Source organism: Paenibacillus sp. 1A_MP2, assembly GCF_052244825.1.
GTDB classification, from domain to species: domain Bacteria; phylum Bacillota; class Bacilli; order Paenibacillales; family Paenibacillaceae; genus Paenibacillus; species Paenibacillus vandeheii.
The window spans coordinates 6,675,926-6,689,329 of sequence record NZ_JBQQCS010000001.1; the positions used below are offsets into that span (position 1 = coordinate 6,675,926).

Sequence of the window (13,404 nt, forward strand, 5' to 3'; positions counted from 1 at the left end):
ATATAAAAAAGCCGATTCTGGTCATGTGTGAACTGTGACCAAAATCGGCTTTTTATGTATCTTTATTTACTTGGAGAATATCAGTCTCCCCTATTTGAGGGCAATGACCTCGATTTCCACAAGAGCATCCTTCGGCAGACGGGCAACTTCAACCGCGCTGCGTGCCGGGTAAGGCTGTTCGAAGAACGTGCTGTACACTTCATTCACCGGAACAAAATCATTCATGTCTTTCAGGAAAACAGTCGTTTTCACGACTTTGTCCATACTCGTGCCTGCTGCTTCGAGAATAGCCTTCACGTTGCTCAGGGACAAACGAGTCTGCTCCTGTACATCGGCTCCGAATTCTCCCGTTTGCGGGTTCAAACCAAGCTGACCGGAAGTATAGATGAAATCGCCTGCTTCAACAGCCTGGCTGTATGGACCAATAGCGCCTGGCGCCTGATCGGTAGAGATTGGTTTTTTCATGGACGAGTTCTCCTTCATGTTCGTTGTCCTGCCACCGCGAGGAGACAAGCCTCGAACTCATTTTTGAAGCTTATTATACCACGATCCAACCCCAGGCACGAAAAGAAATGTCTATCCGCAGCACTCATTCCAATAGGAGAAACCACGATCATCTCAGGACTCATCCAACCCAAGTACATGGATAACGTCATTAGAATAAACATGTTTTCCCTTCGTTTGGACAAGTGCAATGTTCATCATGGCCCGGGCTATGGTGGAAGCCTGAATTGCCCGGTATTTATCCACTCTGCCTTTCATCCAGCGATCCAGAAATGTCATAACATGAGCTGCCAACTGCTCACCCAACCGTTTTTCTTTGCGATCTCCGAGGATTAACGATGGACGGAAGATATGCAGTGAACGGAAACCGATAGCCGATAACGCCTCCTCCATCTCTCCCTTGGTCCGACTATAAAATACACGTGACCCGGCATCGGCTCCCATGGAAGAAATGACGAGCATCTGGGATACACCGTGCTCTTTGGCAAGTTTGGCAGCTTTTACGGGATAGTGTAAATCCACTTGGCGGAAGTTTTCCTGACTGCCGGCTTTTTTAATCGTTGTGCCCAAGCAACAATATAAGTCATCAACATCGCGAAACAGATCCTTTTGCACCTCAAGTCGTTCCCAGTCCACGACATGCTGCTCCAGCTTTGGATGTTTCAATTCGAGCGGACGTCTGACCAATACACATATCCGGCCATAAGCCGGATTCTGAAGCAAGCTGCGTACGAGCAGCCCACCCACAAGCCCAGTGGCTCCAATCACAAGTGCTTGCCGTTCGTGATTTTCCAAGTGCATCCCTCCACATATCTCTATTTCAGAAGCACACGACGTCCAAGTGTAAACGTCAGAACCAGCATCGCTGCACCAACACCCACTTGGAATCCATAGGCGGAAACCCAGGTCAAGGCGTCCGGCCAGGTTTCCATTCTCTCATACAACCAGCCACCAATCAGCGGTCCAAGAAACGAGGTTACTCCGGTCAGAGCCGAATAAACGGCAACAAACATTGGTCTTTCGCTTTTCGGTGTATCTCCGATTGTAAAGTTGAAGGCAAGCTGGTTGAACCCTCCAACACCAATGCCGAGAAAGATATGAGATAAAAAAAGCGCTATCAAAACAGGCATAAACGACATCAATCCCCAGGACAGACAGGAGAGTGCAATGATCGGTAATGTCCAAAATAATAAGGTTTTGTTGCTGAATCTCGCGTTCAGATTGCCCCAGATATAGAATCCAGCCATCATTACAAGCGTCTGGACCACGGTGATGATGGATACCGTTTGATAATTAATGTTAAGCAGGTCAAGCATCACGTAGGAAAATAGCGGAACGATCAATGTCTGGATCAGTAACCAGGCCGCGAGGAACAGTGCAGCCTTCAGAAAGGAAGGATCCTGAAACGGCTTCTTGAACATGCGCCAGAAAACCTTCTCAGTTGAACGTTCAAATGGCACATCCGGATAAAAGAAATAAATTACCGTATTGGCGATAGCGCAAATCCACACAGGAATAAACAAGAGTAAGAAGCCCATTTCCCCAGGAAAACGGTCCAGAACGATACCTCCCGCAAATAAGCATACGCTTCCAAGTGCATTCAGAATCGTGTTTCGAATTCCGAAATAACGCCCTCTTACTTTGGCAGGAACGATGTCGCCAATCAACGAGGTCCAGATCATACCACCAATCGTATTGGCTATGAATGCAACCGTATACACACCAATATAAATGCCTACCCACCATTCCTTGGGAAACAGGAAGGGAATCAGTCCCGTCGAACTCCACAGGATGCGATGTATCCCCACAAACAATATAAGCATACGTTTGCGGCTCCGAATACGCTGCATCCAGTAAGCCGCTCCAATCTGGGCGATATTAACAAAAGTCGTAATGGCGAGCACAAAGCCAATATGTCTTGACCCGGCCCCAAGGTACAGCAGAAATCCGGTTAAAAATGGGCCTCCCAGCAGCGTCTGCAAAATAATTGCCGGTACACCCTCCCATGTTGCAATAGATAAATTCATGCGTTGTGTCGAACCCTTGCGCCGTGGTTTGCCTGCAAACGGAGGAGGGTTAACGTTGACCGTCTTCTGTATGGGGATACACTCCTTAGACCGGGTTTCAAGTGCCGGTCGATGCTAGTTGTCACCCCAAATTCTACTCACAGCGTGAAGGTTGTCAACTCATTTTTTCACGGTTCAACGGGAGATAGAGGTAGAAGGTACTTCCCTTGCCCTCAGCGCTTTCAAGTTCGATCGACCCGTCCAGTAATCTCGCCAAATCCCGACTGATAGACAGGCCGAGTCCTGTTCCCCCAAATTTGCGGCTAATGGAACCGTCAGCCTGTTGAAATGCCTCAAAAATGGATTGATGTTTATCTTTAGCAATGCCAATTCCCGTATCTTGCACCGAGAAAACAATCCATTGACTCAGAATGCCTGACTTCTTGATTTGCTTGGTGCTCACGGTGAGTGTAACCTGCCCCTGATGTGTAAACTTGATGGCATTGGACAACAGATTACGCAAAATCTGCTGGACCCGCTGGGGATCCGACCAGATGGTTTCTGGCAGCCCTGGCTTCTTGTCCAGTCGCAGCTCTACTCCCTTTTTCTCGGCAACCAGCTGGAAGTGATTCATGACATCTTCCGTGAGTTGTGCAACACTGATATCCTCCAAAACGATATCCAGTCTGCCCGCTTCCACTTTGGACAGATCGAGAATGTCATTGATTAAAGCAAGCAGTTCCTGACCAGAATCTTCAATCATTGCAGCAAAACGTGTGATATCCTCTTGCTCCATCGTATCACCGTTCTCGCTGATCATCTGGGCGAAATTAATGACACTGTTCAGCGGTGTTCGCAGTTCATGCGACATATTTGCCAAAAATTCCGATTTGTACTGCGAAGCAATCATCAACTGCTTGGCACGGTCTTCCAGCACAATCTGGGCCTTTTGCAGTTCTTCTTTCTGTACAGACAATAATCGGTTCGTGCTCTGAATAAGTAAAATCCGGTTCTGCTCATTCTGGAAATCGCGCAAAATAAAAGCAAAAATAAGACTAAGCAAAATACCCAAAGGAAGGGTATACGGCATAATATGCGAGAAAAAATATGCAGCCGGGATAACGCCGACGATAGCAATGTTCACACTATTGACCACATTTACAATCAAGGTGACGATGACACCTTTAACGATCAGCCTGTAGTCACTGCGTCTCATCCATATATTCAACCCTGCACACACCACGCCCAGAATCGACATATTAATAAGTGCAGCCACCGTAGCATCGTTGATACCAAAGGTTAACCGGGTCAGCCCAATCCCAACCCCTACGATAATAACGCTATAGGGTTGTCTATACGTCAAAACGGCAACAATTAAAGGAACGAAACGAAGGTCGAAGACCACTTCATCATTAAGCTGAAATCCAAATACGGTGCTGATCCAGCCTGCAAAAATGAACACAAACAACGAACTGATCTGTTTCACCCGTGATGAAGCACGTATTACGATGTATTTATAGAACACACTGGCAAGGTAAGCAATGGTAATTAGCATCCCCATATTTAATACGAACATTTTTGAAAATTGCATTCACTCACTCCTGTTGTCGTGTATTCATTGACAGAAAACCTGTAGTCCGTATACATCTATCATATCATGCCCGTTCAACCTTCGACATTTCTTCGTCGTCAAAAAAATGCACAAAAACACACAAATCAGGATTCAATTTGTGCGCTGAACGTAGTAAAATATATTGTTGTTCGATTTTATTTGCTGTGATCCAGTTCCTTGCGAACATGGATGAAAGGAGAAACGGTGTTGTGCACGTGTTAAAAAGTAAATCCTACTGGCTGTCGGTAAGCTTGATGCTTTCCTTGGCTGTCTTGGGAATGTTGTATGATATTCTGAATAGTCCGGAACGCGGTTTCTCTGTACTTGATTCCCCACTGGACCGGATTATCCCTTATGTACCTTCAATGTCCATTCCTTATCTGGGCTGGTATCCGTTTGTCTTCGGGGTGTTGGCTTATTTATGCGCCAAGGATCGGCTCACTTATTATCGCGTCCTGCTATCCATGAATATCTGTGTCTGGATCTGTTACCTGATCTATTTTAATTTCCAGACCATGGTGCCCCGTCCCGAGTTAACAGGTACAGGTCTCGGTGCATCTGTTCTTGGATGGCTCTACGGTCAGGATCGTCCATATAATTGTTTTCCAAGTATTCATGCCCTTCATTCTTATCTGGTTATGCGTGCTGTTCTTTCCGTTCAGAGCATCCGAAAGCAGGTGAAGGTGTTTGTTGCTGCCGGGGCAGCTCTGATTATACTATCCACCTTAATGATCAAACAACATGTAATCTATGACGCCCTGGGTGCGGTCATTCTGGGTGAATGCATTTTCACAATTATCACCGGGCTTTCACTGCACCGTCGCCGCAGAAAAGAATCGAAGTGGACAGAGCGGATCAGCTGACCCCTCGCTCCGACGAGTTCTGGAGATGCTGCTGCCGCCTCCACTCATCAATAAACAAAGTTGCAAAATAGGGATCCCACTGGGTCCCTTTTCCTTCTTCCAAAATAGATAGCGCTTTCTCATGGCTCATCCCATTCCGGTATGGACGATCAGACGTCATCGCATCAAAAGCATCAGCCACGGCAATGATACGGCCAAACAGCGGAATCTTTTGACCTGCTATGCCATCAGGATACCCTTTGCCATCATATCTTTCATGATGGGACCTTACACCCGGCAGGAAGTCTGCCATGGCATCAATCGGTTCAATCTGTAACAAAATACTCTCTCCAAGAACGGGATGTGTGCGAATGATGGCGAATTCCTCATCGGTGAGTTTCCCATCTTTCAATAACACTTCATCGGGTATGCCGATTTTCCCAATATCATGCAGCAGCGCTGATTTGTATAACAGATCTGCTTGTTCTTCATTCATGCCGCTCAGCTTGCCGATCATAATGGAATACTCTGCGACCCGCATGGAATGACCGGCGGTATATTTATCCCTTGCGTCCAACGCAGCCGCCAAGGTGGAAAAATAACTTTGCAGCAACTGCCGATTGCGTTCCTGTCTCATCTCAAGCCGATTAATCATCATATTGAATCCGGAGATGAGCGTTGAAAATTCATCCGCGTACAGATCGGGGTTCTTCTGCCGAGGTCTCCCTCCTGAATCCGATTCATCTCCTCTGTTAGCTCCGCAACCGGACCGCGAACATCCCGTATCAGCAGCCAGCTACCCACAAGGGCAAAGCCCCCACCCAGCACAACGATAAGAACTGCCCACAGAATATACTCTTTAGCAAACTCGCTATCCATATACTGAAGACGGATTGATGTAGCCAGGAAGAACAGAAATAATGGGAATAAACCGATTAGCGCTGTACTCAGCTGAAATTTACGCTGAATGGACACCAGAACACGTCCTCCGAGAGATGGCTCCATGCCATGCTGCTCTTTGCCTCGGCGGCGAACTTCCAGCAGCAGCGGTCTCACCGTCCGAACGGTCAGAAAATATTCAATCAGGGCATGCATCACAGCGATTAATAAGGCACACGCAGCTGCAACTGCGACATATCCGTATGGAAAATCCAACCACCTTGTGGAGATCATCCATAACGTCAATCCGGCTGCCGGGAGTGAAAATCCAAGCATATGCGGACCCAAAATACGATAGATCGTTTGTCCCGGAAAACGGTGAATGGTTTCATACATTTTTGTCAATTCAGCCTTTTCATGATGCTCGGCGGCAAAGAATTGCCGAATGGGGCCAAGTTGTGCCCATAGTGTAATCAGTTCAGCAACAAGCATGAATAACAGTGAAATCAACACAATGATAATGAGGCGTACAAATTGAATGTTCGGTATTTGTAAGGTAGACACCATAACCACTGTACCTACCACAAAAACAGCCGCCATTGAACCGAAAAGATAATTTCGTATCAGACGAAAGATAAATGAACGGTATACTTCCACCCCAACCCCTCACTCTCTAGGTGTAACCAGTTCTCCCCATTGATAATGACAGAGGGAGATTTAAGGGTACAGTCTCCTATTTGTTATCGGTTACTCGGACTGAAAAAATTAATTCATTTCGCGAGTGGAAAACCTCCGTATTGAATGAACTATAAAACGTTTAGGTAATTTATATATACTCATGCAACCACATAAAAAAGACTGCTCCCCGTAGGGAACAGCCTGAAATAGCAAAACATTTTTTATCCTTTAATCTTGGCAGCCAGAATCATTGTACCCCGCGGCTCATCACCCATCGCATCCGGTTCTAGCGTAATCGCGACCGTGTCGTAGTCGTTGGCTGAGTCTAGAGTATAATATACCGCTCCCGTTCCATTATGGCTCAGGAAAGTCCCTGCATTTTGAGGAGTATCACCCTTGATCAGCCAAACCTGAAACGCCTCGTTGCCTTCCAGATTAGGCAAGTTCTCTGCCTGGACGACCAGGTGGGTGCCTTTGCTGTCAATGACGATGGTAGCCAAGCCTTGGGCCACAATATCCTGTGTCGCCGGGCTAAGCTTGACGGCTTCGCCTGTCTGCATTCCTTGCGCAGGCTGCAGAGATGAAGCAAGCTGCTCTTGCAGCTGCGCATTCTGTGCCTGTGCCTGAGCAAGCTGCTCTTGCACGGCCGAAGAGCCTGAAGCTTGCTGCTTCAGCGAATCGATCTGGCCTTGCAGCTGCCCGGCGTAGATGCCAAGCACGAGCGCCGCTGCCGCGAGAGCTGCGCTCGCTATGCGCCAGGCGCGGCTGCTGCGCGCACGCACGCGCCCTTGAGGCTGCCACGGCTGTGCCTGTGCAGCCTCTTCTGCCCGGGCTGCAGGCACCGCCGTCTCCGGCGGCAAGCCCTGCCCGGGCTGCGCCGCTTCTTGCTGCGGCGCAAGATCCGCCTGAAGCACCACGGGTGCTTCAGGCTCCGCAGGAGCAGCCGCCGGCTTCGTTCCGGCGCTCACCTGCGCGTGTCCGAGCACGTTGCCCAGCACACGTGCTCGCATGCCAGGCGGCGGGGCAACAGGTTCCGCCGCGAGTGGCAGGAAGCCAGTTACTTCCTGCAATTCCCTCACCTCCTGGCGACAAGACTCGCATTGGGCCAAATGCGCTTCAAATGCTGCCACTTCCTCCGCTTCGAGTCCTCCCAGCACATACACCGGTGCCAGATCAGACCATTCCTCATGTCGTTCTATCATGGATGTATGCCCTCCCTTCCCGCGTCCGAATGCATTTCAGCATCGGCGAGCAGCTTCTGAAGCTGTCGCATCGCAAGCCTGACACGGCTCTTTACTGTACCCAGCGGAATCCCGAATCTGCTGGACACTTCCTGTTGTGTTAAGCCCGCATAATAAATCGATTCAATGACCTGTTGCTGGTCACCATTCAACTGGGACAAGGCCTCCTTGATTCGGACACCTTCCCATTTCCGCTCTATTTCTTCTTCTGTATTTGTATGTTCATCGGCAAATGCCGCCAGTGTTTCGTTCTCCACTGAGCTCGTAGCTGCGCTTTTGGATTTTCGCCTCAGCATGTCCACTGCAATGTTGCGCGTAATGGCAAACATCCATGTGGTCAGCTTCCCCGTGAGGCCTCATATCGTTCAGCATTGTTCCAAACGCGCAGGAATAATTCCTGGACGGTCTCTTCTGCGGTCATTGGATCACCAACGATCCGATAAGCAAAAGAATACACCGCCCGCTCATAGCGGTCATATAAAAGCTCCAGTGCGGAAGCATCTCGTTCCGCTATCTGCCGCATTAACCTGCTGTCCTCTATAGATTCAGTCATGCGAGGGCCCCTTTCCGTGTCATCCCTCCTATTATAACCTACGCAGAATCATTTGAAGAGGATTACCTTATTGAAGAAAAAATCTGAAATGTTTTCGCAATTGTTTTCAAAAAAAGCTTCAACCTTCCTTTTTATTGCAAAAAATTACAGCCTGTGGTATACTATTAGAGTTGGTAATTAAACAACCTCATATGATTTTCTGTCTTCTTTAAACCCCGGAATATTTTCTTCATGCTGCGACCGCAGCGAACATGCACATTAACCTATGAAGATTGAAGAACCTGAATCACAATAACCCGGTATTACAGAGTTTCACAAGATGTTCCCATTCACACTGGCGCGGTCATCGGAGCCGCAAGGACAAAAGAGAGGTAGGGCTTTTGTTGTTTTGGATGTCACTTATTCTTGAGAAGATTGAAAACATACACAAAGCACCCGGAATTGGGTTCCGGTGTTTTTCCATGTCCACTTTTGATAAAAATGACCTGAACAAGCAAAAGGCGCCGATACAATCTCGGCGCCTTTCCTCGGAGTTGTATGGATCAACTCCCTGATTATGTTGCTGCTGCACGATTTAGATAAACATCGTTTTGGAGATAATGACCAGCAGGATGAACAGTACGAGAATGGTACCCATGGATCCCCAGCTTCCTCCGGCATGCCCATAAGAGGTTCCACAACCCTGATGACACCCATGCAGCATCGGAGCATGATTAGCATTATGAGCGTATCCGTAGCCATATCCCATTGGCATTGTTCCGTAACCATACCCGTATCCATGCATTTCATGCCCCATGTAACCTTGCATGTGCTCATAGCCTCCCACGTACCCGTATACGTGTCCCTGTCCGTTCGGTGAATTCGGTTTTACTTCGCTCATTGTTCATTCCTCCTTAACATTTGCCTACACCCCTAAGCTATGTATTCGCCCTACCTCTGGACCGGGCTATGGCCCTACTTTGACAAAATGGGCGTTTCTACTATTCATGTAGGCTTGTCCTCAAGTTAAAAAAAACCCCGCCAGTTACCTGGCGGAGTTCAAACCTATTATACCCAGAAAGATTTAGTGATGATAACGAGAAGAATGAACAGAACCAAGATTGCACCAGTTGATGTCCAGCCGCCGTATCCACATCCTACGCCTCCGACTTCGCTCATAGGGAACCCTCCTTTACTAAAGTATTAGGGTCCAAAAAGTCTATTAGATCAGGAATGCTTTAGAAATGATAACCAACAAAATGAAGAGAACCAAAATGGCACCAGTCGATGTCCATGCGCCACCAACACCGTAGCCTACTCCTCCAACAACTCCACTCATTGAAAACCCTCCTTTTATTTGAGGTACAGTTCACTATATGCAAAAATCATGCAGTAGATCGGGCTTTGGTTAAAATTGGGCAGGTTCACCCTAAAGACGGATCACTGTCTTTCTCTTTATACCGATGGAATGACAAAAAACTGCAAGCCCCCAACGGAGACTTACAGTATGTTAGATAAAACGATTGCACTTCTATTGCTGATAAAGACTTCCTTCCCTCAGTTCGGCCGTGCCTGACGGGAGGCCAGTTTGTCTTGAACAGATTGTAACTTCTGCACACTGGAGGCATCCGGTTTGTCCCGACGATCGTCAATCTTGACGGAGGTGGAGACTCGCTGAGCTCCCGATAGGAATGGAGCTTCGTGCAAAGCCGCAATCGCTGTAAAGACCTCATTGAGCGGACCTTCGATAATGGTACTCATGGAGGTCAACTGATATGTAATGCCCCGCTGATTTTCCAATACTTTCTGCATGTCCGCCACATAACTGCTCAAGCTGGTCGTCCCGGTGCCAATTGGAATTACGGTCACCTCTGCTATTGCCATTTTACTCCGCCTCCTCTGGACCCCGTAAGTTACCGGTGCCACTCATTTTTAGTCGATTTCTGCCTGTTTTTATTCTACCAGTTGAAGGAGCCACAATTCAAACTGACGTGATAACGTCATCCGATTTGATCAAAAATTTTTTTTTGATAAATCTTCAAATCTTCCAGTCCTTTTCCTTTGCGGAATCTCGGCTTAAATGGTATACTCGGAATTACGTTTCACTGTATTAACCCTGTTTACAAACACTATATGTTGGGTTACAGTGTGATAACAGCAACAAAATGTAGTGAAATTGAATTACCCCACTTCTATTAGTCATCTTCTGAAATCTCGCGAAAAACAGGATGAAATCACCTCCAAAGGCACGTCCCTGTAGGTGTAAATCGCTTTCTCGAAACAGACTTGACTCGGAGGTTAACGGGGCTATTTGGACTGCACCGGTATCCTCAAATTAAAGGCGCGTCAGCGATAGACAAAAGATTACATAAGTACCCTTTTTTGTCTTTTCCAGATCATTAAAGACAGCAAGGAACTCAGGGCATCTAAGGGCATTTTCAGCCAATAGGCAGAGGGAATGCTTTTTATGTGACCATGTTCTGCGTGCTGCTCCGATGTCGCAAGATGGCAAGACGTCCTATTACCGCCGCTCAGTCCGCAATATGAAGCTTATATCTTTATCTCACCGTAAGAAGACACTCAATTCTTTATATAAAGAATTTCTCCAATTTATCTCTTAAACATGCGAAAGCGAGGAATATTCATGCCACAAGTTGTGACCAAGCCGAACAACCGCCAGCTTGCCTTTGATGATATGCGCATCTCGGTATATGCAGATCGTATTCTGGAAGGACTGGACATGCTGGACAAGGAACGTCTGGTACGCGGGGTAAACAGCAAGCTCCGTCGTGACGAAGTTACCGGAGACGAGATCAGCAACGCTTTTATGATGAGCGCCCTGGAACTGGTAACGAAGGAAGAGCCTAACTGGAAATTTGCAGCGGCACGCTCCCTGCTGACTTCCCTTTACAAGAAAGCGGCCACCAATCGCAGATACAAATCTTACCCGGAAGAGCCTTACGGCGCTTTCCACCCGCTTCTTGTGGATCTTGTGAAGAAAGGTATCTACCGCGAAGAACTGCTGGAATGTTACACCAAAGAGCAGATCGACGAACTTGCTGAATGCATCGACTACCGAAACGATCTGTTGTTCGACTACATCGGCTTGCTCACACTGGCAGAACGTTACCTTGCTCACGATTTTGACGGAAAAGTCATGGAATTGCCTCAAGAGCGTTACATGGTTATCGCGATGTACCTGATGCACCAGGAGCCTGCCGAGAGACGTATGGATCTTGTTAAGGAAGCTTACTGGGGAATGAGCAATATGTACATGACAGCAGCTACACCTACGATGTCCAATGCGGGCAAAAAAGTGGCCGGACAACTCTCCAGCTGCTTCATTGATACCGTGGATGATTCCCTTGAGGGCATCTTCGATTCCAACACTGATGTAGCGCGTCTCAGCAAAATGGGCGGCGGCATCGGCGTTTACCTCGGTAAAGTCAGAGCTCGCGGTTCGGACATCCGGGGTCACAAAAATACAAGCTCTGGCGTAATCCCTTGGATTCGCCAACTAAATAATACTGCGGTCAGCGTAGACCAGCTTGGAACACGTAAAGGTGCGATCGCCGTTTATCTGGACGTTTTCCACAAAGACATCTTGGCCTTCCTCGATCTGAAGCTGAACAATGGTGACGAGAGGATGCGAGCGCATGACGTATTCCACGGCATTTGCCTGCCTGACCTGTTCATGGAGCGAGTAGCCAGCCGCGGCGAATGGAGCCTGTTCTGCCCGCATGAAACGAAAAAAGTGATGGGCTGGAAAGACGAGAACGGTCGTCCACTCGGGCTGGAAGATTTCTATGATGAGTCCGTAGGCGAAGGCGCGTTCCGTCAGAAATATGAGGAAGCGGTGAACCACCCGCTGCTGTCCCGGATCACGGTTCAGGCGATTGACATCATGAAACGTGTCATGAAATCCCAACTAGAAACGGGTACGCCTTACATGTTCTACCGGGATACCGTCAACCGTTCGAACCCGAACAGTGCACACGGCATGGTGTATTCCTCCAACCTTTGTACCGAAATCATGCAGAACCAATCTGCAACGGTAGTTGAAAAGGAAGAGCTCGTAACGAAAGATGGACAAACCCGCATCGTGATTTCCAAAGTGCCGGGCGATTTCGTAGTCTGCAACCTGAACTCCATTCACTTGGCACGTGCCGTGCCTCATGATGTATTGGAGCGTCTGGTACCGATTCAGGTTCGTATGCTGGACAACGTAATCGACATCAACAACATTGAAGTGCTGCAAGCCCAATACACCAACAGTCAATACCGTGCGGTTGGTCTGGGAACATTCGGACTTCATCACCTGCTTGCTCTCGAAGGCATTCGCTGGGAATCGGAAGAAGCAGTCACATATAACGATAATCTGTATGAAAAAATTAACTATCTGCTCGTGAAAGCCAGCATGGAACTGTCCAAGGAAAAAGGACATTATCCGAAATTCCAAGGTTCCGATTGGCAAACAGGCAAATACTTCGACCAACGGGATTACACGTCAGGTGAGCGCGTAGGCGAATTCGTTACAACTGAACAATGGAAAGAACTGCAAGCCCAAGTACAGCAAAACGGTGTACGTAACGCCTGGTTGTTCGCCATTGCACCAAATGGTTCAACGTCCATCATTGCCGGTTCAACAGCCAGCATTGATCCGCTTTACGAACTGTTGTCCTATGAAGAGAAAACGACATACAAGATTGCCAACCCGGCACCTGACCTGTCCGAAAAAACGATCTGGTACTACAAAACAGCGTTCATGGTGGATCAACATGCTTCCATCAATATGGCTGCTGCCCGTCAACGCCACGTCGATCAGGGTCAAAGTTTCAATCTGTATGTTCGTCCCGATATCAAAGCAACGGAATTTCTGGAACTGCACCTGCACGCCTGGAGAGCCGGCATCAAATCAACTTATTATGTCCGCAGTCGGGCATTGACTATTGAAGAATGCGATTCTTGCGCAAGCTAATGTTTATCGTGATGCTGAAAGCTCACTAGATCTACGATGACTACCAGGGCATCCTGTTTTGAATGCAAAATGGCGTTGCCCTGGTACTTTTTTGCCTAAAACACGATCACAACATTATGAGATGTTGATATA

Annotated in this window: 15 protein-coding genes; 2 read left to right on the forward strand and 13 right to left on the reverse strand. The window is 47.8% G+C overall.

What is annotated here, in order from left to right:
• Positions 1 to 90: 90 nt before the first annotated feature.
• The 4 genes from ACTWJ7_RS32795 to ACTWJ7_RS32810 all read right to left on the reverse strand — a co-directional run bounded on the left by ACTWJ7_RS32795 (position 91) and on the right by ACTWJ7_RS32810 (position 4,101).
• Positions 91 to 465 (reverse strand): RidA family protein, encoded by a 375-nt coding sequence (locus tag ACTWJ7_RS32795; protein ID WP_024632179.1) that lies wholly within the window; start codon positions 463 to 465, stop codon positions 91 to 93.
• 153 nt (positions 466 to 618) lie between these two features.
• Positions 619 to 1,299 (reverse strand): oxidoreductase, encoded by a 681-nt coding sequence (locus ACTWJ7_RS32800; RefSeq protein WP_301881855.1) that lies wholly within the window; start codon positions 1,297 to 1,299, stop codon positions 619 to 621.
• A gap of 20 nt (positions 1,300 to 1,319) precedes the next feature.
• Entirely contained in the window at positions 1,320 to 2,531 is a 1,212-nt protein-coding gene (locus tag ACTWJ7_RS32805; RefSeq protein ID WP_179132762.1) for an MFS transporter, read from the reverse strand.
• Between the two features lie 154 nt (positions 2,532 to 2,685).
• Entirely contained in the window at positions 2,686 to 4,101 is a 1,416-nt protein-coding gene (locus tag ACTWJ7_RS32810) for a sensor histidine kinase (RefSeq protein WP_079348785.1), read from the reverse strand.
• Positions 4,102 to 4,331: 230 nt separating this feature from the next.
• Here ACTWJ7_RS32810 and ACTWJ7_RS32815 point away from each other — a divergent pair, with 230 nt between their 5' ends.
• Complete coding sequence (locus tag ACTWJ7_RS32815; protein WP_179132761.1) at positions 4,332 to 4,985, forward strand: phosphatase PAP2 family protein; 654 nt, start codon at positions 4,332 to 4,334, stop codon at positions 4,983 to 4,985.
• Here the strand turns inward: ACTWJ7_RS32815 and ACTWJ7_RS32820 are convergent.
• The 9 genes from ACTWJ7_RS32820 to ACTWJ7_RS32860 all read right to left on the reverse strand — a co-directional run bounded on the left by ACTWJ7_RS32820 (position 4,978) and on the right by ACTWJ7_RS32860 (position 10,178).
• Complete coding sequence (locus ACTWJ7_RS32820) at positions 4,978 to 5,622, reverse strand: HD-GYP domain-containing protein (protein WP_443146267.1); 645 nt, start codon at positions 5,620 to 5,622, stop codon at positions 4,978 to 4,980. The two genes, ACTWJ7_RS32815 and ACTWJ7_RS32820, sit on opposite strands and share 8 nt — an antisense overlap.
• Positions 5,619 to 6,500: a hypothetical protein gene (locus ACTWJ7_RS32825; protein WP_443146268.1), complete on the reverse strand. Its 882-nt coding sequence runs from the start codon at positions 6,498 to 6,500 to the stop codon at positions 5,619 to 5,621. The genes ACTWJ7_RS32820 and ACTWJ7_RS32825 overlap by 4 nt, the downstream gene beginning before the upstream one ends.
• A 242-nt stretch (positions 6,501 to 6,742) precedes the next feature.
• Positions 6,743 to 7,723, reverse strand: a complete 981-nt coding sequence (locus ACTWJ7_RS32830) for an anti-sigma factor (protein ID WP_079348782.1) — start codon at positions 7,721 to 7,723, stop codon at positions 6,743 to 6,745.
• A complete protein-coding gene (locus ACTWJ7_RS32835) occupies positions 7,720 to 8,091 on the reverse strand; it encodes a sigma-70 family RNA polymerase sigma factor (protein ID WP_443146269.1) in 372 nt (123 codons plus the stop codon). The genes ACTWJ7_RS32830 and ACTWJ7_RS32835 overlap by 4 nt, the downstream gene beginning before the upstream one ends.
• Positions 8,092 to 8,099: 8 nt before the next feature.
• Positions 8,100 to 8,315 (reverse strand): RNA polymerase sigma factor, encoded by a 216-nt coding sequence (locus ACTWJ7_RS32840; RefSeq protein ID WP_443146270.1) that lies wholly within the window; start codon positions 8,313 to 8,315, stop codon positions 8,100 to 8,102.
• Between the two features lie 574 nt (positions 8,316 to 8,889).
• A complete protein-coding gene (locus tag ACTWJ7_RS32845; RefSeq protein ID WP_079348779.1) occupies positions 8,890 to 9,195 on the reverse strand; it encodes a hypothetical protein in 306 nt (101 codons plus the stop codon).
• A gap of 167 nt (positions 9,196 to 9,362) precedes the next feature.
• Positions 9,363 to 9,473: a YjcZ family sporulation protein gene (locus ACTWJ7_RS32850; RefSeq protein ID WP_218671907.1), complete on the reverse strand. Its 111-nt coding sequence runs from the start codon at positions 9,471 to 9,473 to the stop codon at positions 9,363 to 9,365.
• 43 nt (positions 9,474 to 9,516) lie between these two features.
• Entirely contained in the window at positions 9,517 to 9,633 is a 117-nt protein-coding gene (locus tag ACTWJ7_RS32855; protein WP_208642743.1) for a YjcZ family sporulation protein, read from the reverse strand.
• 218 nt (positions 9,634 to 9,851) lie between these two features.
• Positions 9,852 to 10,178 (reverse strand): MTH1187 family thiamine-binding protein, encoded by a 327-nt coding sequence (locus ACTWJ7_RS32860; protein WP_079348778.1) that lies wholly within the window; start codon positions 10,176 to 10,178, stop codon positions 9,852 to 9,854.
• Between the two features lie 760 nt (positions 10,179 to 10,938).
• Here ACTWJ7_RS32860 and ACTWJ7_RS32865 point away from each other — a divergent pair.
• Positions 10,939 to 13,272 (forward strand): ribonucleoside-diphosphate reductase subunit alpha, encoded by a 2,334-nt coding sequence (locus tag ACTWJ7_RS32865; RefSeq protein WP_301881858.1) that lies wholly within the window; start codon positions 10,939 to 10,941, stop codon positions 13,270 to 13,272.
• Positions 13,273 to 13,404: the final 132 nt, after the last annotated feature.

Excerpts from the sequence above, each read along its gene's own strand:
- ACTWJ7_RS32795 (WP_024632179.1), bottom strand. The coding sequence starts at position 465 with ATGAAAAAACCAATCTCTACCGATCAGGCGCCAGGCGCTATTGGTCCA.
- ACTWJ7_RS32805 (WP_179132762.1), bottom strand. The coding sequence starts at position 2,531 with ATGAATTTATCTATTGCAACATGGGAGGGTGTACCGGCAATTATTTTG.
- ACTWJ7_RS32810 (WP_079348785.1), bottom strand. The coding sequence starts at position 4,101 with ATGCAATTTTCAAAAATGTTCGTATTAAATATGGGGATGCTAATTACC.
- ACTWJ7_RS32820 (WP_443146267.1), bottom strand. The coding sequence starts at position 5,622 with ATGATGATTAATCGGCTTGAGATGAGACAGGAACGCAATCGGCAGTTG.
- ACTWJ7_RS32830 (WP_079348782.1), bottom strand. The coding sequence starts at position 7,723 with ATGATAGAACGACATGAGGAATGGTCTGATCTGGCACCGGTGTATGTG.
- ACTWJ7_RS32835 (WP_443146269.1), bottom strand. The coding sequence starts at position 8,091 with ATGTTTGCCATTACGCGCAACATTGCAGTGGACATGCTGAGGCGAAAA.
- ACTWJ7_RS32840 (WP_443146270.1), bottom strand. The coding sequence starts at position 8,315 with ATGACTGAATCTATAGAGGACAGCAGGTTAATGCGGCAGATAGCGGAA.
- ACTWJ7_RS32845 (WP_079348779.1), bottom strand. The coding sequence starts at position 9,195 with ATGAGCGAAGTAAAACCGAATTCACCGAACGGACAGGGACACGTATAC.
- ACTWJ7_RS32850 (WP_218671907.1), bottom strand. The coding sequence starts at position 9,473 with ATGAGCGAAGTCGGAGGCGTAGGATGTGGATACGGCGGCTGGACATCA.
- ACTWJ7_RS32855 (WP_208642743.1), bottom strand. The coding sequence starts at position 9,633 with ATGAGTGGAGTTGTTGGAGGAGTAGGCTACGGTGTTGGTGGCGCATGG.
- ACTWJ7_RS32860 (WP_079348778.1), bottom strand. The coding sequence starts at position 10,178 with ATGGCAATAGCAGAGGTGACCGTAATTCCAATTGGCACCGGGACGACC.
- ACTWJ7_RS32865 (WP_301881858.1), top strand. The coding sequence starts at position 10,939 with ATGCCACAAGTTGTGACCAAGCCGAACAACCGCCAGCTTGCCTTTGAT.